The organism is Streptomyces sp. NPDC045695 (assembly GCF_056432025.1).
The window spans coordinates 36,412-56,321 of sequence record NZ_JBWKJU010000010.1 but is presented as its reverse complement, the minus strand read 5'-3'; the positions used below and the strand labels follow the sequence as shown (position 1 = coordinate 56,321).

General features: G+C 68.2%; 12 protein-coding genes and 1 pseudogene. 8 read left to right on the top strand and 5 right to left on the bottom strand.

All coding sequences use genetic code 11. The features are described from left to right. The first annotated feature begins 8 nt into the window (after positions 1-8). Positions 9-305: a putative quinol monooxygenase gene (locus AC07DU_RS19010; RefSeq protein WP_479112466.1), complete on the top strand. Its 297-nt coding sequence runs from the start codon at positions 9-11 to the stop codon at positions 303-305. Between the two features lie 393 nt (positions 306-698). Here AC07DU_RS19010 and AC07DU_RS19005 read toward each other — a convergent pair. Next, positions 699-893: pseudogene (locus AC07DU_RS19005) on the bottom strand (transposase family protein); the annotation flags it as partial. A gap of 276 nt (positions 894-1,169) precedes the next feature. On the opposite strand from AC07DU_RS19005, the gene AC07DU_RS19000 reads away from it, so the two are divergent. The 5 genes from AC07DU_RS19000 (at position 1,170) to AC07DU_RS18980 (ending at position 12,022) form a co-directional block, all read left to right on the top strand. After that, positions 1,170-1,673 (top strand): hypothetical protein, encoded by a 504-nt coding sequence (locus AC07DU_RS19000; protein WP_479112464.1) that lies wholly within the window; start codon positions 1,170-1,172, stop codon positions 1,671-1,673. 498 nt (positions 1,674-2,171) lie between these two features. Further along, complete coding sequence (locus AC07DU_RS18995) at positions 2,172-2,498, top strand: hypothetical protein (RefSeq protein WP_479112462.1); 327 nt, start codon at positions 2,172-2,174, stop codon at positions 2,496-2,498. A gap of 206 nt (positions 2,499-2,704) precedes the next feature. Continuing rightward, a complete protein-coding gene (locus tag AC07DU_RS18990) occupies positions 2,705-3,916 on the top strand; it encodes a serine/threonine-protein kinase (protein WP_479112460.1) in 1,212 nt (403 codons plus the stop codon). A 117-nt stretch (positions 3,917-4,033) separates the two neighbouring features. Beyond that, positions 4,034-6,916, top strand: a complete 2,883-nt coding sequence (locus AC07DU_RS18985) for an SNF2-related protein (RefSeq protein WP_479112458.1) — start codon at positions 4,034-4,036, stop codon at positions 6,914-6,916. Positions 6,917-6,931: 15 nt separating this feature from the next. Further along, positions 6,932-12,022, top strand: a complete 5,091-nt coding sequence (locus AC07DU_RS18980; protein WP_479112456.1) for a class I SAM-dependent DNA methyltransferase — start codon at positions 6,932-6,934, stop codon at positions 12,020-12,022. Between the two features lie 53 nt (positions 12,023-12,075). Here the strand turns inward: AC07DU_RS18980 and AC07DU_RS18975 are convergent, their stop codons facing one another. Together AC07DU_RS18975 and AC07DU_RS18970 are read right to left on the bottom strand one after the other, a co-directional pair. Continuing rightward, entirely contained in the window at positions 12,076-12,279 is a 204-nt protein-coding gene (locus AC07DU_RS18975) for a DUF397 domain-containing protein (protein ID WP_479112454.1), read from the bottom strand. Further along, positions 12,276-13,112 (bottom strand): helix-turn-helix domain-containing protein, encoded by an 837-nt coding sequence (locus tag AC07DU_RS18970; RefSeq protein WP_479112452.1) that lies wholly within the window; start codon positions 13,110-13,112, stop codon positions 12,276-12,278. The genes AC07DU_RS18975 and AC07DU_RS18970 overlap by 4 nt, the downstream gene beginning before the upstream one ends. A 147-nt stretch (positions 13,113-13,259) precedes the next feature. Here AC07DU_RS18970 and AC07DU_RS18965 point away from each other — a divergent pair, with 147 nt between their 5' ends. Next, positions 13,260-13,727, top strand: a complete 468-nt coding sequence (locus AC07DU_RS18965; RefSeq protein WP_479112450.1) for an ATP-binding protein — start codon at positions 13,260-13,262, stop codon at positions 13,725-13,727. Between the two features lie 18 nt (positions 13,728-13,745). Then, entirely contained in the window at positions 13,746-15,221 is a 1,476-nt protein-coding gene (locus AC07DU_RS18960) for a hypothetical protein (RefSeq protein ID WP_479112447.1), read from the top strand. Between the two features lie 6 nt (positions 15,222-15,227). Here AC07DU_RS18960 and AC07DU_RS18955 read toward each other — a convergent pair whose 3' ends face one another. After that, a complete protein-coding gene (locus AC07DU_RS18955; RefSeq protein WP_479112445.1) occupies positions 15,228-16,796 on the bottom strand; it encodes an NnrS multi-domain protein in 1,569 nt (522 codons plus the stop codon). Positions 16,797-16,832: 36 nt separating this feature from the next. Beyond that, positions 16,833-19,910, bottom strand: coding sequence for an AAA domain-containing protein (locus AC07DU_RS18950; protein ID WP_479112443.1), 3,078 nt, complete (start codon positions 19,908-19,910; stop codon positions 16,833-16,835).

The following is a 19,910-nucleotide window of genomic DNA, read 5'->3' as shown; positions in this document are numbered from 1 at the left end:
TCAAAATCATGAACAAGAAGTCGCTGTTGGCCGAGTTCACCGTGCGCCCCGGAAACGAGGAACGTGTCGCCGAGCTGGTCCAGGACTACGCAGCCCGCGTCCGCGAAGAGCCCGGCAACCTCGCCTTCGAGGTGTACACGAAGAAATCCAACCCCTTGGCGTACTGGATCTTCGAGGTATACGCGAGCGAGGCCACCTTCCAGGACCACTTGGCGGCCCCCTACGGCCCGGCGTTCAACGCGGCGCTTCAGCCCCTGATACGGGAGAAGGAGTCCCTCCTCACCTTCCTGAGCCCGCTCGGCTGAAGAATCGGCGCCGGCCTCGCAGGTCGCGCACCACAGCAGGCGGGTCGCCGGCCTTGCCGGGCGGGCCAGGTCCGTCATCCTCTGTGATTGAGGGCGCGTGTCAGCTGCCGGTTCGCCGCGCGCCGCTTCGAGCTCGGCTTCCCTTTCCGCCACCCGCCGGGACGGGTCGGCGTTGCGCTGTTCGAGGTGCGTGGTCGTCGCCTTCACTTCGGCGACGTCGGCGGAGGTGCCCAGCCCTGACTCGGCCCACGCCCTATTCCCGAGGCGCAGGCGGTCCTCCAGCTGCTGGACACGGGCCGCCAGACCGGGGGCGCGTGCATTGGCGTCGGCGAGATCGGCTCTCGGTGATGCCACGGTGACATCCGCGGCGGCGCCAGGCGGCACCGAGCGTTTTCAGCGTTGCCTCTCCAAGGTGAGGACGGTCTTGGCGATGACGGGCATGCGGTGGGGGCTGATGCGGGATCTGCGGAAGATCTGCCAGGACTTCAGCCGTGTCATGCCACGCTCGACGGGAGCTCGGGCTTGGGCGTGGGCCCGGTTGGCGGTGCGCCGGGTGAGGGTGAGCCCGCCGTCTGGTGGGCGTTTGAGTCTACTCAGGCGCGCCCGTTCCCGTTGAATAGGAGCCATGAGCAACGCACTGGGTTTCGGACGGGACGATCTGCGCCGACTGGCTGAGGCACAGTCGTTCGAGTGCGGCCTCGCATACCTGTCCTGCGTGTCCGCTCTGGAGATCGGAGAGAGGACGATCACCGCGACCGTCGACGGCACCGACGTCTACGAGGTCGAGCTGACGGAGCACGAGGACGCCTCACTGGGTGGTGCGACTGCCCGTACAGGCAGGAAGGCAACTTCTGCAAGCACTGCGTGGCGGTGGGCCTGGCCGTCCTGCAGCAAACGGAGTCGGTACCGAGGCATCGTGCTGCCGCCACATCCCGCGGCCGACAGCTCGCCACCTGGCTGGAGACCCGCAGCCGGGACGAACTCCTGTCCCTGGTGAAGGAGCACATCGCGGCCGACCACGACCTGCGCCGTCGGCTGGAACTGCGTGCGTCCGCCGCCGGCGGCGATCCCGGCGCCGTACGAGAGCGCATCCTTGCTCTGCTCGACACGCGGCCCTTCGCCCGCTACGGCTACGTCGAGTATGCGGACGCCCGCGCCTACGGGCTCCAGGCCTCAGAGGCGGTCTCCGCGCTGCGCACGCTGACGGAGACCGGGAGGGCGACGGAAGCCGTGGGGCTGGCACGGACCGCGATGGAAGCCCTCGCCCTCACATACGGCGAGATCGACGACTCGGACGGGATCATCGGCGATGTGGCGGCCGGGCTGGCCTGCAGCCCACCTCGAGGCCTGTCTGGCGACCCACCCTGACCCGTCGCAGACCGCCGACTGGCTAGTGGATCACCTCCTGAGCGACCTGAGCCACGCCACGGACATACCCCTGTCCGAATACGCGGACGTCCTGAAGGCCATAAGCCTGACGCGGGCGCACGAGCGGGCCGCGGCAGCCCTGCGCGAGAACCCCAAGGACTGGGCCGCGAAAGACGTCATGGAACAAGTGCTCCGCATGGAGGACAGCGTGGACGCCCTGATCGCTCTCCACTCCGCGGATCTGGCCCCATCGGGCGCCACCCACCTGCTGATCGCCCAGGAGCCGGAGCGGGCCGGCCGCCCGGCCGATGTCGTGCGGATCCGCCGTGAGGTGCTGCTCCGCCACCGCTCCCTGGCCGCGTACCGGCAGCTGCGCACGGCAGCCCGCACAGCCGGCTGCTGGGACCACCCCGAGCGCACACAAGCGCTGGACGCGCTACGGCAGACGCCCGGCCCCCCAAGCGCCTCGGGCACCGGGGCTCTGCCCTGGTCGACGCCTTGCTGGACGACGGCGACCACGACGCGGCCTGGGCGGCGGCCACCGAAGGCTACGCCGACGGCAGCCAGTGGCTCACCCTGGCCGACCGCACCCGCGAACGCCGCCCCGCCCGATGCCTGGCCGTCTACATGCGCCTGATCGGCCCACTCCTCACACGCACCGGCGACGCCACGTACGAGCACCTGACGGAGCTACTCCTCAGCGCCCGCACCTGCCACCGAGCCCTGGACACAGAGGACGAGTTCACCATTCACCTGGCCGCCCTGCGCACCGCCCAGAAACGCAAGCGCAAACTGACAGCAATGCTCGACCAGCACGGCCTGTAGCGCCCCGGCGAGTACGGCCTCGCCCCGGCGGGTCAGCGAGTACTGGAGGAGCCGGGCATCCCACGCACCCGGATGTATCGCCCCATGGGCTATATCCGGCCAAGGCGCAGGGACTGTCCCCAGACCGGGCCGGGCGTCGAGCGCCGCCGATACCCTTGACGCGTACGCGCGCGACCATTCGGCAGAGCTTCAAGGCGAGGACCACAGTGCACACAACACCGCTGAGCCCGGATGATCCGGCCGAGCTGGGCGGGTTCACGCTGTTGCGGAGGATCGGCCACGGCGGCATGGGCCAGGTCTACCTCGGCGAGTCCGCCGCAGGCGAGGCCGTCGCGGTCAAGGTCATCAAGCCGACGGTCGTCGACTCGGAGACCCGGCAGCGCTTCGCGCAGGAGATCGAGGTACTCAAGACGGTCTGGGGGCCGCGCGTCGCCGCGTTCGTGAAGGCCGATACGGAGTCGGAGCAGCCGTGGCTCGCGACCGAGTACGTGGAGGGCCCCGACCTGCGTCGCCTCATGGACACGCGGGGTGTCCTTCCGCCTCTGGCCGCCGCTTCGCTCGGAGCGACCCTGGCCGAGGCACTGGCCGGAGTCCACAGCCAGGGCCTGCTGCACAGGGATCTCAAGCCGGCGAACATCCTGCTCGGCCCCAACGGCCCCAAGATCATCGACTTCGGGCTCGCCGTCTTCGCCGAGTCCAGCGCCTCTCTCACCGCCCCCACCATGGTGATGGGCACACCGGCATGCATGTCGCCGGAGCAGGCGAACGGGGACAAGCCGCTGAAGGCCCCGGTGGATGTGTACGCGCTCGGGGCGGTGCTGCTCTTCATGACCACCGGCCATTATCCGTACCAGGCCGATCACGTACAGGTCCTGTTCAGTCACATCGTCAACCCTGAAAAGGCCCCCGACCTGTCAGGAGTCCCGGAGGAACTCGCCGGACTCCTGTCATCGATGCTCCAGTACGCGCAGCAGGACCGTCCGACGATGGACGAGGTGGTCGCCCAGTGCGTGGCGGTCATCAAGTCCCACGGGGTGACCGTGGCCCAGGCCCGACGACGGTTGACCTCCCTTACCGCGGTCGCGTACGAACCGCCGGCACCCAACCCTCTACCGGCCCCCGCCGAGGCGACGACCGTCCTGGCCCCCGCCAAGGACCCGATGGCCGTGGCACCAACCGTCCCGCTGCCGCAGCAGTCCGCCCCGACTCACCCGCCGGCCTACACCCCCACGGTCGCGGTGATCACCACCGACTCCGAGCCGGGCCCCGGCCCCCTGGACGTCGCCGTACCACCGCCGAACCCCATGCCCGCGCCTGCGACGACCACCACACCACCTGCAGGCCCGCGCCGCTCCGCCGCCGCGCGCCGCATCGCGTCCCAGCTGCGCGAGACGTACGCGTCGACGGCGCCGTTCTGAGCCGGACGCGACCCGACGACTCAGGGCGAGTCGGACAGCGGTGACAATCGTCTTTGTCCCTGGCCGCAGGCCGCCCGAAGATCTACACAGTTCAGCATCCATCAGGAGGTACCGCGGGTGACCGCCCAGCAGTCCAGTCGGCAGCCCGCCCCGGGCACCGGCACGAGTCTCCCGCCCGGCGCACAGATCGTCGTACGCGACGAGGAATGGCTGGTCAAGAACGTCACCCGGACCGACCACGACGGCGACCGGATCGAGGCCGTGGGGATCTCCGAGTTCGTCCGCGATCAGGAGGCCGTGTTCTTCACCGGCCTGGAGCGCACCCGCGACGGCGCACCGGGCATCGAGTTGATGGACCCCGCCAAGACCACCCTCATCAGCGACGACTCCCCGAATTTCCGTCGCAGCCGGCTCTTCCTCGAAGCGATCCTCCGCAAGACCCCCCTGGCCCAGTCGGAGCGCGGCCTGGCCCTCGCGGACAGCTTCCTCCTGGACCCGCTCCCTTACCAGCAGCGGCCGGCGCAGCTCGCTCTCTCCGGCCGGAACCTGCGCCCCCGCATGCTGATCGCGGATGTCGTCGGCCTCGGAAAGACCTTGGAGATCGGTCTCACCCTCGCGGAGCTGATCCGCCGCGGCCGTGGCGAACGCATCCTCGTGGTGACCCCGCAGCACGTCCTGGAGCAGTTCCAGCACGAGCTGTGGACGCGGTTCGCGATCCCGCTGATCCGCCTGGACTCCGCGGGCATCGAGCGGATCCAGCGGGAGATCCCGGCGGGCCGCAATCCCTTCACGTTCTTCAAGCGCGTGATCGTCTCGATCGACACCCTCAAGAACACCGATCAGTACAAGCACCACCTGGAGCACATCCGGTGGGACGCCGTCGTCATCGACGAGTCGCACAACCTGATCAACCGCGGTTCGCTGCGCAACCAGCTCGCCCAGCTCCTCGCCCCGCAGACCGACGCCCTCATCCTCGCCAGCGCCACCCCGCACAACGGCAACGCCCGCTCGTTCGCCGAGCTGATCGCACTGCTCGACCCGGCGGCAATCCGCGACCCGGAGCGGTACTCGGCCGAGGACATCAAGCACCTGTTCATCCGGCGCACCAAGGTCAGCGCCGAGGTGCGGGAGAAGATGTCCGGCCAGTGGGCCGACCGGGGCCCCTCCGAGTCGGTGCACAGCCCGGCGACCCCGGCCGAGGAGAAGATCTTCGAGGAGCTGACCCAGGTCTGGCTGCCTGCCGAGGGCAGATCGGTGAGCGACGTACCGCTCTTCCCGTACACCCTGCTCAAGTCCTTCCTCTCCTCGCATGCCGCCCTGAGCTCGACGGTCGAAGCCCGCATCAAGACGCTGGTAAAGAAGGACGTCCCGGAGGCGACGGGCGCCGAACTGGCCGCGCTCCAGCGACTGCGGGATCTGACGGCCGGGATGACGGAGCAGGACTCGGCCAAGTTCACGGCCCTCGTCGAACAGCTGAAGGCGATCGGGGTCGGGCCGCGCAGCGAGACGCGGGTCGTGGTCTTCTCCGAGCGGGTCCAGACGTTGGAGTGGCTGCGGTCCACCGTGCCGGCCGCGCTCGGTTTCAAGGGCAAGGCCCTGGAGGAGGCGGCGCGCGTGATGCACGGCGGCCTCTCCGACGAGCAGCAGATGCAGTGCGTCGAGGACTTCGGTCTCGCCGACGCACCCGTACGCATCCTCTTCACCGGCGATGTGGCCTCCGAGGGCGTCAACCTGCACCGACAGTGCCACCAGCTCATCCACTACGACGTCCCCTGGTCGCTGATCCGCATCGAGCAGCGCAACGGCCGTATCGACCGGTACGGGCAGGCCCACAAACCGCAGTTCCGCGCCCTGATCCTGACCAGCGAGGTGGATGGCGCGAAGGACGACCGCACGGTCGCCGAGCGGCTGCTGGAGCGGGAGGACGAGGCGCACCGCTCGCTCGGTACGGCGGAGGCGGTCTCCGGTCTGTACCGCGCGGAGGCCGAGGAGAAGTCGCTGATCCAGGACCTCCTCAAGGGCCGCACGGTCGACGAGTCCCTCCAGCACACCGCCGAGGAAGCGGGCGGGGCGGACGACTTCCTGGCCGACTTCTTCGCCCAGGTCGACGACACGACCGAGCCCGCCGCGGACGCTGCCGCATCAGACGATTCCTCGGCTGCCCCTCCGCAGGCGCATGTGCCCCGCCTCTTCACGACGACGCGCGAGTTCGTCGACGAGGCGGTCCGGGAGGTCTTCCCGGACGCCCAGCAGTCCCTGGGGATGGACCGTGACCCCGAGAACGGCCTGATCTCGTTCAAGCCTCCGGCGGACCTGGTGCACCGGCTGAAGGCGCTGCCGCCCGACTACCGCCGCGAGCAGCGCCTGAGCGAGCGCCTGCTGGTCACCCTCAACCGCAAGCTCGCCGACCGCTCCCTCGTACGGGCCCGGGAGTCCGGCACCTCCAGCTGGCCGGAGATCTCCCTGCTCACCGACCTCCATCCGGTGGTGGAGTGGCTGACCGACAAGGTCCTCGTGAAGCTGGGCCGCCAGGAGGCCCCGGTCATCACGGCCGATGTCGAGGCGCCCGTGTACCTCGTACAGGGCATCTACTCCAACGCGCTCGGCCGCCCGACGGTCGTGAAGTGGATGGCCGTGACGGGCGACAAGGTCACGGACGACATGGTGGGGACGCTGCGCGAGGCCGGCATCGGCCCGACGATGGCCAACCCGCTGCGCCGCCACGATGTGGACGGCCTGCGAGCCGGCATCCCGGGCGCGCTGGAGGCCGCGGAGGCCTTCCTGTCGCGCCACCGCTCCGATTGGGACGAGGCCCTCCTCGCCCCGATCGAGGAATACCGGCAGCGGCTGGGCAAGTGGGAGCAGCCCACCCTCGCGGGCGAGGAGACCAAGGACGAACTCTCCCGCCTCGCCGACTCCCTGCTGACGACGGGGCGCCCGATGCTGCGCGTCCTGGCCGTCCTCGATTCCGCCCACGACGGCTCCCCCGCACAGGCCTAGGAGAACCAGAACCACATGACGTACGACTCCCTGGTCAACCGCGGCGAGTACTTCTCCGCGCACTACCTGGCCGAGGTCTTCCCGAAGGACCTCAAGTCCGGGCTGCTGGCAGCCTGGAAGACCCGCGAGGAGGAAGCCAAGTCCTCGTCGGACTCCGACCAGGAACAGGAAGCGGACCCGGAAGCCCTCCCGGTCACTCCCCGCCTGGGTCTGCGCGCCCTGCGCCGTCCGTACTTCCGTACGCGCGCCTTCTTCGCGGAGGCGGCGGCGGGCGCGGCTGACGACGCGACGACGTACGACGCCCCCGAGTGGCGTGAGCGCGCCGCTTCCCTCAACGCCTCGGTGCTCCGCTCCCTGGGCTACGACGCCAAGCCGCAGACCCTGACGGTCTCGCGGGCGGACCACACGTACGAGATCCCGGTCGCGCACGCCGAACCGGGCCTGGTGGCCGTGGACTGCGGCTGGGCGGCCGAACCCGACGCGGCCCTGGACCCGGACGGCCCCGGCCGACTGCTGCTCCCCATCTCCCTGGACGCGTCCACCTCCCTCCGCACGGGCTCGAAGCTGGCCTCGTTCCTGTTCGCGAGCGAGGACGCGCCGCGGTACGTGCTGCTCCTGGCCGGCGGTGTGATCGTCCTGGCGGACCGGGCGGCGTGGGGCGAGGGCCGTTACCTGGCCGCCTCGCTGGACACGGCCCTGGACCGCAACAACACCAAGGACGGCCAGGAACTCGACACCCTGGCGGCTCTCTTCGGCGCGGACTCCCTCCGCACCCCGGAGGAGGGCGGCGAGAACCCCCTCGCCGGCCTCGTCGACAAGTCGACGAAGCACGCTGTGGGCGTCTCCTCCGAGCTCCGAGACGGCCTGCGCGAATCGGTGGAGCTCATCGCGAACGAGGTCCTGGAACGCATCACCAGCCACGAGGGCATCCGCCTGGAGGATGTGAAGGAGCTCCCGGAGCTCTCCCGACAGCTGACCCGCGAGTCGCTCCGCTACCTCTACCGCATCCTGTTCCTCCTGTACGCGGAGGCCCGCCCCGAGCTGGGCATCCTGCCGTCGGACTACCCGGAGTACCACCAGGGGTACGGGCTGGGCCGGCTCGGCGAACTGGTCGCGGAACGGGACCTGGTGGGCGAGAAGGCCCGCGAGGGCGTGTACCTGTACGAGTCACTGGACCTCCTCTTCAGCAAGGTCCAGGAGGGCTACCGCCCGCGCCGCACGCACGGGGTGGCGGAGAAGGAGTCCGAGACTGCGAAATCCGAAGACATCGGCCTCCGCTTCGAGCCGCTCCACTCGAAGCTCTTCGAGCCGGAGTCGATCCGCCTGATCGGCGCGGAGTCTGTACGCGACCCCCGTCACGACGACGACACGGACGGCGAGCCCCGCTACCTGGACACGCGCCTGCGCAACGCGACCTTGTACAAGGTCCTGCGGAAGCTGATGCTCACCCGCGGCAAGAAGGGCGAGCGCGGCGGTTTCATCTCGTACGCGCAGCTCGGCATCAACCAGCTGGGTGCGGTGTACGAGGGCCTGATGTCGTACGCGGGCTTCATCGCGGGCGAGGAGCTGTACGAGGTCGCGAAGAACGGCGACCCGAAGGACGGCTCCTGGCTGGTCCCCGCCTCGAAGGCGGACGAGTACGCCGATTCGGTCTTCGTCCGCCGCCGCGACGAGGAGACGGGCGCCGATGTCCGGGTCCGCTACCGCCCGGGCTCGTTCGTCTACCGCCTCTCGGGCCGCGACCGCCAGACCTCGGCCTCGTACTACACCCCGGAATCCCTGACCAAGGTCACGGTCCAGCTGGCGCTCCAGCACCGCCTGGACCAGGACGACACGATCACCGAGGCCCGCGAACTCCTGGACTGGAAGATCTGCGAGCCGGCCCTGGGCTCGGGCGCGTTCCTGAACGAGGCCATCAACCAGGTCGCGGCGGAGTACCTGCGCCGCCGCCAGGAGGAGACCGGCCAGGCGATCGACACCGAGCAGTACCCGGTGGAGTTCCAGAAGGCCAAGGCGTACATCGCACTGCACAACGCGTACGGCGTGGACCTCAACTCGACCGCCGTCGAACTGGCCGAGGTCTCCCTCTGGCTCAACACGATGCACCCGGGCATGGAGGCCCCGTGGTTCGGCCTCCACTTGCGGCGCGGCAACTCCCTGATCGGCGGCCGGCGTGAGATCTACTCCGCGGAGCGCCTGAAGAAGGGCGGCTGGCTGGGCACCACCCCGGAACGCTTCCCCCTCACAGAGGCCGCCAACGGTCTCCCCTCTGGCTCGGTCCACCACTTCCTCCTCCCGGCGAAGGAGTGGGGCGCGGTCGCCGTCGAGAAGGAGGCGAAGGCCCTCGCCCCGGAGGAAGCGAAGGCGTTGGCCGCCTGGCGCAAGGCGATCACGAAGTCTCCGTCCGCGAAGCAGACGACCCGCCTCCAGGGCCTGGCCCGCCGCGCGGAGTACCTGTGGCAGCTGGTGGTCCGCCGCCTGGAGATCTCCGAACGCGATATCAGCCGCAAGATCGACGTCTGGGGAGCCGAACCGGACTGGCTCCGCCAGCCGGTCGAAGCGATGCAGCGCGAGGACATCCTGGCCGACCTTGAGGCGGTGGACACCCCGTACTGGCGCCTGAAAACCCTGATGGACACCTGGTGCGCCCTGTGGTTCTGGCCGGTCCAGGAAGCGTCCCTCCTGGATGGCACGAACCCCCGCTACCGCCACGCGGCAGAGCTGGCGGAACAGTCGGCGGCGTACGAGGTAGCCGTGTCGGACCCCGAGGACGATGACGCCGGCGTCCTGATGTCCTGGGAGGAAGAAGCCCTCCCCGGCTTCGACACCGAGGCCAGGCAGCTCTCCCTCACCCAGGAGGACGTGGCCAAGCGCCGAACGGGCCGCCGCAAAGAAGCCATCACCGAGCAGCGCCGCGCGGTCATCCCCCTGGCGAACCTGGACGACTGGCTCGACTTCGCGGAGTCATTGCTGGGCACACAGGATGTTCCGTCGGAGTCCTTGGTCGCCGTGTTCGAGTCCCTGACGGAACTGACCCCGTACGAGGACGCCCTCCCGGACCTCATGGGCATGGATCGGTCCTACTGGCTGGAGTCCCGCTTCCCTTGGGCGGCCCATTCCAAGAACATCGCTTCCCAACAGGCCTTCTTCCACTGGGAGCTGGAGTACGCCCAGGTCTTCGAACGAGGCGGCTACGACCTCCAAGTCGGCAACCCGCCTTGGGTGCGACCGAGATGGCAAGAAGATCGCGTTCTTGCCGAACTGGAACCGTGGTTCATGCTGACAGACAAACCCAGTCAGTCCGAATGGCGACTCCGCAGAGATGAGCTACTTTCCAACAGAGGTGGCAGCGGCAACTTCATCCTTGGCGAACTGGCAACAAATGCGGGAATCGTATCCATGCTGGGGTCCGCATCGACCTACCCGCTCATCTCCGGCACGCAACCTAATCTATACAGGGCATTCATGTGCCAGGTGTGGTGGCATCTTGGCCACCTAGGCATGGCCGGAATTCTTCACCCAGACACCCATCTGGCAGGCGTCAAGGAGGGGCGGCTTCGCGCTGCAACTTATCACCATTTGAGACTGCACGCGAGCTTCGTAAATTCAGCGAACTGGGCATTCGAGATCGACCGAACCGTCGGCTTCGGGATGCATATTTACGGACAATCTCAACGCGACATCAGTTTCTCTACTCTTAGCCAGCTCAGATCAGCAGAAGTCCTCACGGACTCTCTAATTCATGACGGGTCCGGCGAAATTCCGGCTCAGAAATTTGCCGGAAAGTGGGACGTTAGGCCACACCGAGCACGTGTAGTTCAGGTTACCGAAAGCCTTCTCGCGGAATGGAAAAAGCTGAACGGCGAGCCCAACGACCCTATCAGCCACACCCAGATCCTCTACCCTGCCACCGTCTCAGAGCAGGGAGCCATCATGGCGCTGGCCGAGTTTAAGAGCCGACTCGGCAGCAGCAATCCGTTCATAAGCTCTGGATTCCATGAGGCAACAAGCAAGAAGGATGGATATATTCACCACACAGTCGATAGTCCAGACAATTGGAATGAGGCAATCCTCCAAGGGACCCATTTCTCCCCGGCCACCCCGTTCACCAAGCAGCCAAACTCGCCCATGCGTAACGGAAAGGATTGGGTGAACTGGGACCTGACCTCCCTCTCGCCCCAAGCCCTACCGCGAACAACTTATGCACGCGCCTGCACCAACGAAGAGTACAGAGACGCCCAGGACCGCTGGGGCGAGAAACGCTACACCGAGTATTTCAGGCTGGCATGGCGACGAATGATCGACCCCAAGAATACGGAACGCAGCCTGTTCTCAGCTCTCATCCCTCCAGGCCCCACTCACGTCGATGCCGTGCATTCTATGGCCTGCATCGACAACCGCACCACAACCCTTAACTCAGGATTCTGGGCATCGCTACCACTGGACTACCTGCTCCGAATCACCGGTCGTGCCGATCTACGGGGGATCGAGGCACAGAAAATGCCCGCACCGACGACAGATCACCCCCTCTGCGATCCCCTACTGATCCGGGCATTGCGACTCAACTGCCTCACCTCGGCATATTCACCACTTTGGAATGAACTATTCCACCCCAGCTGGCCCCATTACGAGGAATGGGCAATAGACTGGCCGAGCATCTCACCACTGACGCAAAACCTCAGCAAAGAATGGAAGTGCACCACACCGCTTCGTTCCGAGGAAGAGCGACGCGCAGCTTTGGTGGAACTCGATGCACTTGTATCAGTCTGGCTCGGGATCTCTGCAGATCAGCTCTCCGCCATCTATAAATCTCGTTACACAATTCTCGCCGACCGAGAGGCTGAGATGTGGTTCGATGCCCAGGGACGCCGAATCGCACGTGATCCGTACTCGTACGGAAATCGCCAGACCAGAGAAACCTACCCGGCGCTCCTCGACCATCTGGACAACCCGGCCATTGTCCCGCCGCCCGAGGGGTACACCCCGCCCTTCTACAAGGCCGACCGTGAGACGGAGATGCGGGCCGCGCACGCGCACTTCTCAGCTCGGCTCGACGCGGAGATCGCTGCCGGCCGGTGGACACCGCCCGTGAAGGCTGACGCGTAGGAACACGAACGGGCCGTGCCAACCGAGGTTGGCGCGGCCCGTTGTCGCGTGGGTCAGTGCGAGGCGAAGGCGAGGAACGTCGTCCACTGCTGCCCGTCGAAGCTCAGCATGGCCCCGGCCTTGTTCTTCGAGTCGCGGACGTGGACCGAACCGGCGGCGTTCGCGACCTCCACGCATTCCCCGCCCTCACCGCTGCTGTAGCTGCTCTTGAACCAGGCGGATTCCGGCACGGCACGCTCAGACTCTGCGATGTTCATGTCTCTCCCAGCAACTTCTCGACAACGGCCAGCGATTCGCGCGGAGTGAGGGCCTGAGCCCTGAGGAGTCCATACTGCTCTTCGATCTCCCGTACCGACTTCCGCTCCGTGTGGAGACGGCTGTCCTTGAGCACCTCCACATAGGCGATCCTCCGCCCTTCCCTCGTCTCGATCAAGGTGAACGGACCAGCCAACCCTGCGTGCTCCTCGCGCTCGGTCGGCATCACCTGGATCTCGACGTTGCGGCGACGTCCCACCAGCAGCACGTGTTCCAGCTGGCCCCGCATCACGTCCTTCCCACCCAGGGGGCGACGCAGCACGGACTCCTCGATGACAAAGCTGATAGTGGGCATAGGCGTCCGGGAGAAGATCTCCTGCCGGGCCAAGCGGGCCGCGACCCGTTCCTCGACGGTCGCCTCATCCAACAGGGGCCGCCGCATGACGAACACCGCCCGTGCGTACTCCGCCGTCTGCAACAGCCCTGGCACCGCCTGCACCGCGTACACGTGCAGTTCCACGGCTTCCTTCTCCAGCCTCGCCGCACCCCGGAAGAACGCCGGGTACCGCACCCGCTCGATCTCTTCCTTCATATCCATCAACATGCCGCGCGCGCCCAACAGCTCATCTGCCTGATCGATGAACTTCGGTGGCGGGATCCGCCTCCCCTGCTCGAACGCCGCGATGGTCGAAGCCGAGTACCCCGTCCTCGACCCGAACTCCGGTCGCTCCAACTCCGCCCACTCCCGGAACCGCTTCAGCTGACGCCCGAAGACGAGCAAGATGCCCGTCCCCGCCTCAGCATCGTGCCCGGCCTCCGCCTGCTGTTCGTCCACGATCCGCGCCTCCCGCGCCCAACGCCCCGGCCGTCCCGCCGGTCACGCCCCACACCGCCGACACCCTCCGCGCCGACGCGTACAGCCGCCACCCGTCAGTGCGTCACTCCTGGTCAACGTTACTCACGCAACGCCACCGTTAGCCGCATGAAGCCCACATCTCCCCCGATCCAGCTCTCCCCCGCACTGCCCACCTCCACCCACGAGTTCGACATGTGTTTCACCTCCACCCCACGCGGCGCACGGCTCGCCCGACGCCTCGTCTCGCACCGACTCCACGACTGGGGCTACCCCTACAACTCCGCCACCAACGACACCGCCACCCTCATCGCCGCCGAGCTCACCGCGAACGCCGTGCGCCACGGCCACGTCCCCGGCCGGGACTTCCGCCTCCGCCTGACCGTCAACCCCGACGCCGCAACCATCCGTATCGAGGTCACCGACACCCGCACCGAGCGCATCCCCGCCCTCGTCGCCCCCACCCCTGACTCCGAATCGGGCCGCGGCCTGCTCCTCGTAGCGGCGCTCGCCACCCGCTGGGGCGTCACACCCCGCCAAGCCGCCCCCGGCAAGACCGTCTGGGCGGAGATCAACACCGCCCGACCGGACGAGTGATCCAATAGGCTTCCGCCCATGGTCTACGCGATCTCCCTCTCGTCGGAGGAACTCGACGACATCGACTGGCAGTTACAGCTGGACCAGTTCAAGAGCAAGACCATGGGGTTCTCCCTGCGGCCGCGAGACCTGTCACCTCAGGTGGCCCTCGTGTTCGCACGCGTCCGTTCCTCCGCAGGCACCGCCCATCCGGCCTACCAGCTGCGCTGGCTCGGTGTGGTGAAGCACCCCAAGGGCCGGAAGGTCGGCACCCGCGACGCCCTGATCAAGGTGGAGCCGTTGTGGCGCAGCCCCGCCCCGGTGGAGCTGGCCGCGGTGACGGCCTCGCTGTCCCGGATGGATGCCGAGGAACTCACCGGGATGCTCTTCAACGAGGTCGTCGTACTGCACGACGAACTCGGTGAGCGCCTCGTCGCCGCGCTGCGCGAGCTCGGGCCGCGGTTCGCCGAGCTCCTCGACCGTCTGAGCAGCGTCGCGGATCAAGCCCCCTTCGACAGTTCCCGCGTCGAGGACCGCTCCTGGCAGGAGCAGTACGACTCCGCACGGCTGGCGCTCAGCATCGCCGAGTTCCCCCTGGCCCCCCTCAGTGCCTGGCGCAGGCCCCGGAGCCCGCACGACACCTACCTCGCAGGGTTGATCCCCGAGCCCACCGAGCAGAGCCTCATCGAACACGATGCCGCCCACTCCGTAGCCGAACCAAGGTTCCTCCAGCCTTGGGACCGCTCGGACTTCCGCTGCGACATCCACGTGTTCGAGCACCAGGGTCGACGCATCGAGGTCGCCAACGTCAACGCCACACCGGTCGAGGCACGGCTCGGCAGTGACCTGATCTACTACCACGAGGCCACCCACAGTTTCGTGCTGGTCCAATACAAACGGCTGCCGTCCGTGCAGCGTTGGATCTACGTGGACGACCGTCTGCGCGGCCAGCTGGACCGGCTGGAGGTCGTCGCGCGCTTGAGCCGCCCGGCGTACGCCCCGCACGACTGGCGCCTGAGCAGCGACCCCTGCTTCGTGAAGCTCGCCTACTGGCCCGAGGACGGCCGAGGCGACCCCGGCGGACCGGCAGCCGGCATGTACCTCCCGCTCTCCTACGTCCATCTACTCCTCCAGGACGACTGCACCCTGGGGCCCGGCGGCGGCAGGCGTCTCGGCTACGACTACGCCGACCGGCACTTGATCAACAGCCAGTTCATCGAGCTCGTGAAACACGGGCTGGCCGGGACCGTGGGTACCACCCGTGAAGACCTGCTCGCACTCGGTGAGGAGCGTGCCGCGGAGGGCTATTCCGTGACCATCGCCGCGGAGCTCGGGGACGGGCGACACCCCGGAGAGGCCGTTCGGGAACGGCAACGGCGCGCCAACTCCCGTGGAGCCAACAAGCGTCAGGCCAGGAAGCCGCCCCCGGTGACTTCCCCGACCGCCACCGAGCCCCGGCAACCCGTCATCGGAGAGCAACTGTCGCTGGGACTCGACGATCTCTTCGCAGACTGACGCGGGTCAGTCTCCCTTCGGCAGACTCTCGTACGAGAACGTGCACTGGACCCTGCCGTCCGCCGCCGGGACGAGGCGCACCTGCTCGGCCGGCATCTGCAACGCCTTGCCTGCCGGCTCGTCCCACAAGGACACCGTTCCTCCGGCCTCGCCGAAGGAGACGTACGGCCGCTCGGGTCGCAGGATGCCGCCCCGGCTGCTGAGTTTCGCCGCCAAGACAGTCGGCTCCACGCACATCCACTCCGGCTCCACCCCGAAATAGGAAGGCAGTTCCGCCTTCTGGGCCGCAGCCGTACGGAGCTCCTTCACCGCGTCCCCCGCCGAGTCCAGCGCTCCCAACGTGCAGAACAGCACCACCGCCACCTGGGCAACCACGTACGACAGGACACCGAACCGCTCGACGGGGCTGACGAATGACGCGTGCACGTGCTTCGCGATGCCCCACAAGGCCGGCACGAGCAAGGCGAAGCTCAGAAAGCTCAAGAGCTTGAGCGCCGACGCGGCCTGCCACAACGCTGGGACATCGAGGTCATCGGGTGTGATGTCGAGGCTGTCGGCGTACAGCGCGTGCATCACCGACCCGGAAGCCACAACACAGGACGCGACAAGCGCGAAGAGCAACGGTGCAGCCCAGGCGAGCCATTCGCCCCACGTCCACTGGCGGACCAGCAGCCAGATTCCTGTAGACGTAGCCGTGACGGCGAAGACCGACAGTACTTGCACTGGGGTCCAGCCCCTCGTTTCCCCCATGTCCGCGCCCAAGGCGACGGCAAGGAGGAACGCGGTTACCACGCCCCACGTGAGGAGGCTCCCCACGCGGCCCCCCTCCGCGAACACGCCGCGCGTCAACCAAGCGGACCACAGAAGGCACAACACCGCGGCGGTGCCCCAGACCCACGTTCGCGCACCGCTCGCCTGCCGGGCGACGACCACGCAGAAGAGCATGGCGAACGTCCAGGCCATGACGCGGGACGTGACACGCTGATGGTCCTCCTCGCGGCGCTGCACGATGTGCCTTCGCTCCCGGCCATGGCGTGTTCGCACATCGATGGCGGCCTCGGGGACGGAACCTCCGGGCAGGTCCATCCGCGACAGCCGCAGGGCCTCCGAGGCCGTCCCCCTCACCAAGGTGCCTGTGTCGTGCCGACCGGAACCCTCGGAGAGGCGCGCGCGTGCCATCGCAGTGGATCGGCGCAGCCGTGACATCGGCGTCAAGGGCCTCGGATCGGGCACACGGGGTGGCCTGTGAGCCACCGTATGTGCCCGCCAGCCGGTCAGCTGCTCCCGATCGCGGTCCACCGGCTCACAGCGTCGGGCGTACATCTCCAGCCTGGTTCTCCGTGCCAGCCGTTGCACCCACCATTCGGCCGCCTGCTCGGTGCGCCGGTTGCGGGCTCCGAAGAACCGCACCTCGACGGAGTACAGTCGCGCCGAGGCATCCGCGCTCAGCACGCCCTGCGAGGCACCTTCACCCCGGGCGAAGGCAGCGACGACCGGCCAGCCCTGCTGGTCGAACGCCCGCTCCGCCTCGTCCCAGTCGCGCTGCTCCCCCCGCACCTCGACCAGCACGAGCACGCGTTGGTCGTACCGCTTCCCCTGCATCAGTTCCCCCTACGGCAGCCAGCGCGCCGCCTGCTCCCGCGTGATCTTGGCCGCGTCGACCCACCAGTGCCCCGCCTGCTTGTCCCACTTCGCGCTCAGCAGGCGCTTCGCCTCGTCCTTCTGCTCGTACGGCACCTTGAGGTACAGCCGGCCATCCCGGACCAGTCCCGGGTACACCTTGTCCGGCGTCTGCGCCCGCTGGGCCGGCACCTCGGGCAGCGCCGGAGCGGCTTGTTCCGCCGGGCGCCACGGCGCTCGCGCCGGGCGTTCCATACGAGTCTGCTCCATGAGCTTCCGTACGCGGGCGCACGAGGCAGGGTCGGTGTAGCGCATCATCAGGTCCGTCGGCCCGATGTTCGCGAGCAGGTTCTTCGAACCGTGCCAGAGGACCGAACCGTCCAGGATGAGGACCTTCTCGTGCATGCGGTCCCGGAACTCGACCCGGCAGCCGGCGAATTCCAGTTGCTGAACGAGCTCCCGATGCCGCGCCACGCGGGAGGGTTCCTGCTGCTCCTCCGGTGGGCGGGTGAAGACCGTGACCTGGACGCCGGCCGCCGTCCTCGGTCCGATCAGTCGGGCCCATCGGCCCACCGGCGCCCTGTCCATGAACGCCGAGTACAGCTCGATGCTGTGCTGCGCCCGTTCCACGTCCCACTCGACGGCGGCCTCGACCTCGCTGTGCTCGAAGAAGGCGGGCCGGACCAGCTCCTCTTCCGACAGGTTGGCCAGCTGGTCGGCGTCCAGGATGGGGATCAGCTGGTCGGCGGAGATGGTCTGCGCGTGTGCCTCCAGGTGGTCGACCATCGCCAGGGCCTCGCTGTGCGGGGCCAGGTGCTTGCGCAGGAACGCGACGTCCGCCACGACGACCAAGTGGTCCTGGGCCCGGCTGAGAGCGACGTTGAGAAGGCGGCAGGTCTGCGAGGACAGCCCGGTTCCGCTGTAGAAGAAGCCGGGATCCTTTCCGGCGCCCGCGACCGTGTCCAGGAGCACGACGGGGCGCTGGCTGCCCTGGAACCGGTGGACGGTGTCGACCAGGCCGTCGTAGTCCTCCCCGAACCGGTGGGTGAGGCTGCTCTTGAGCGCCTTGACCTGCTCGCGGTACGGGGAGATGACGGCGAGCCGGTCGGTTGCCCGCTCCCCCTCGGGGACGTCCTGCCACTTGCGGCCGGGCAGGATGCCCTCGTACTGGAGTCCGCGGACGAGCTCGTGGATGACGGCGGCGTGGACGGCGTTCGTCATGTGGGGCTTGCGGCCGCCGCCGGGAATCCGGCGGCCGGAGGTGTCGATCAGGATCACCGGGGCGTCGATGAGCGGGGCGAACGGCAGTCGGCTGGTGTTGCCGCGCCCGGTCTTGAGGGGCGCGTCCGGGTACGCCACCTCGTTCACGACCGCGCAGATCGGCTCCCGCATCCGGTACTGGGTGTCGAGCGCCACCAGGCGCGGGTCCTGAAGTACCCGCCCGGACGGGTCGACCAGTCCGGCGGCGTGGAAGGCGTCCCGCGCCGTCCACTCTCGCGAGTGGGCCTGTTCTTCCTCGCTCGCCTGCCGGTCCCCGTCGCCCTTGGTCACGGCGGGGAGCTGGCGGAAGTCCCCGGCCACGATCACCCGCTTGCGGGCGAGGCCGGCGGCGAACCAGGCCGAGGGCAGGTTGACCATCCCGGCTTCGTCGATCACCACGACGTCGATCTCGTCGAGCAGTTTCCTCGACTGGACGGCCTTGGCCACGGTGGCTCCGAGCACCCGGCAGCGGGACCGGACCTCGTCGTGGATGCGCTTGCGCTTCCGGTCGAGCTCGTCGAGTCGCACCTGGAGGGAGGCAGCGTTCTCGGCGACGGTCTCCCTGGGCGGTATCCCCACGACGGCGGCGTAGGCAGCGGGCAGGGCGCGGCGGGCTTCGGCTGCCTGTTGTCCACCTGCGGTATGGCGACGGGCCGCGCTCGCGACGACCTCCCTGGCCTGTGCCGCGCGGAACGCTTCGTCCGCCAGGGCGGAGTGGAGATCTCGCAGTTTCGCGGCCTTTCGTTCCGCGAGAAAGCCTGCCGGCGCACCCACCTTGTCGATCGCCAACCGCAGCTGTGCGGCCTCCGCATCCGCTGCAAGCACCGTCCGGGCCGCTGCGGCCTGGTCGCGGCCGGCCGCGGCCGTCTCCCCCACGGCGGTGGCCAGGTCCGACTCCAGATCCCGTATCCGGTCGTGGAGGGCCAGCGCCGCTCTCGCGCCCTTGAGCTGGTCGGCCGCCGTGCTGATCTGCCGGTCGATGCTCTCCACGAGCAGGGCCGCGATCCTGCCCGGGTCGACCTGGTCTCCGTAGCGGCTGCGCAGCGACGGCAGGACGATGTTCCCGGCCCGCTGGACGATCCCCTCGGCAAAACCCTCCTCGTGCTCCAGGAGGGAGCACATCCGCTCCAGGGCCTGATCCACCGCAACGTTCGTCGGAGCCAGGAAGAGGATCTTGAGCCCTTGGCGGAAGCTGCCCTCGACGATATGGCCGACGACGTCCGTCTTGCCGGTGCCGGGCGGTCCCCACAGGAACAGCACCTCACTGGCGAGCGCCTGCGCGACGGCGTCACGTTGACGCGGGTTGAGCTGTAGCCCTGCCCAGTCCGCCACCCATTGCCCCGGGTTCTCGGCACGGCCGGTGCGAGGGGTACCGCGGCCGACCAGCCAGCCGGCGTGCCCTGCGTCGATGGGACTGTCCTGCTGGCCGACCGCCTCCAGACCCTCGGAGAGGGCGGCCCAGTTGGACGAGTCGTCCTTGCGGATCTGAATGTTGGTGGGCGCCGCCCCGAAGTCGGCTTTCGTCACGAGCCGTACGGTGCCGTCCGGGGCGCGCGAGGCCTCGGCCGGGGCCCAAGCCTTCCGGGAGCTGGACGGCCGGGCGAGAACGGGAACACCGTCCAGACTGTCGTGCCAGTTCCGGCACTCGAAGAGATACTCGCGGGCCCCTTCGGAGTACGAAAGGAGCCGCCCTTTGGAGAGCTCGACCTTCACGGCACCCTCGGCGTCGTTCCGGTGCTCCGCGAGGATCTCGGCGCGCACCGCCGTCAGAAACTCCGCAACGGGATATGGACGCTCCGTATCGGTCAT